This is a genomic window from Rothia sp. HMSC076D04, assembly GCF_001814645.1.
Classification (GTDB): domain Bacteria; phylum Actinomycetota; class Actinomycetes; order Actinomycetales; family Micrococcaceae; genus Rothia; species Rothia mucilaginosa.
The window spans coordinates 1-1,403 of record NZ_KV817355.1; the positions used below are offsets into that span (position 1 = coordinate 1).

The 1,403-nt window shown below is 46.6% G+C and carries 1 protein-coding gene; it reads left to right on the forward strand.

Annotation, left to right across the window (positions count from 1 at the left end; all coding sequences use genetic code 11):
* Nucleotides 1-148: 148 nt before the first annotated feature.
* The coding region (locus HMPREF2980_RS00150) for an ATP-binding cassette domain-containing protein (protein ID WP_168165848.1) at nt 149-1,403 on the forward strand (1,255 nt) is incomplete at its 3' end.

Consider the following 1,403-nt stretch of genomic DNA (forward strand, 5'->3'; position numbering starts at 1 on the left):
GATGGTGGGTGTGTGGTGGAGCAAGGAACCTACCGGGAGCTACTGAAGGCAGAGGGAAAGTTTATGGAAATTTTCAAAAATCAGATCTCTGAAGATTCTGCAGGGCGCAAAACTTCTACTGAAAGGGACTATAAAGATGCGTAAGATTATGGCTAATACTGTTTGGTCCGTGGTTTATGCTTTCAGAAATCACCCCGTATGGACCGTCTCCTATCTAGCGTCTGTTGTGTGCCTATCGCTATTCCCCGCTTTGCAGATGGAGGCTGTCACTAGGCTTGTTGAGCATTTGGGTCAGAGTCAGGATGAGGTGCTCCCACTAGCCCTGGGGGTTAGTTTTGTGCTGGCAGGATACATTGCCCTGGGGCAAGCATCAGATTCTCTGCGTATGATTCTAAATTCTCGAATGTCAAGTACAGGTATTCAGAACGTATCTTCTCGTCTGGCGACTTGTTCTTCTCAGGAAATCGCGAGTGGTGATTATGCTCGCTCATCAAGGGCAGCTCATGATGCTGTGACAGGGGGGAGCCTAGGATCTCAAGTTTCTACTATGGGTGCTCTGATATTCATCATTTTTTCGACGGGAGCCCTTAGTTATTCCGTAGGAAAGATCAATGTATATGCTTCACTCTGCATGCTTGCAGGTATGATTCCTGTTGCCTTGATGTCACATCTCTATTCGAGTAAAAATGCTGAGGCAATGGAAAAAATATATTCATATAGCTACAACGCATGGCATAGCACTAACCAGATTGCACAAATAACTACTGCTCGTGAGCTTGCAATTCTTAATGCTCGTTCATTCTTTGCGCGTCGCGCTAATCAAGAACGGAAAAAATCCGGTGAGGAGGAAATTGGCCTAGCTCGTTACATCCTCAGAATATATACAATTGTTGGTTTTATAAGCGCTGCATTGCTAGCTTTAGCCCTTATTTTTCTAGCGGCCTCGGTGCCGGCTCCCGGCGTTCTTGCTGGAGCTGTTATAGGTATTACCTCAGCTATAGTCTCGCTTGGCTCGATGGGAAGCGACCTTAGCTCGATGGCGGCGGGGTCAAACGCAATTGATGTATATCGAAAGTTTATTTCTAGCGCACAGCCCGGGCAGAAAAATCCGATTGCCGATACCTACCCTGAAATCTCCAGCGTTTCCATCAGGAATCTTGCTATCCAGTACCCAAAAGCTGATTCTTTCGCTCTTAAAAACATCAATCTCACTTTTGGTCCCGGGCAGATGATTGGTATTGTCGGCCCCAATGGATCGGGAAAGACAACCCTAGTAAATGCACTCATGGGCATGCTTAAGCCTTCCAAAGGAGACATCCTCATTGGAGATAAGTCGGTACAGGACATATCACCTGATGACTTGTTGGCGAATGTTGGTTTGGTGAGTCAAGACTACGGACGCT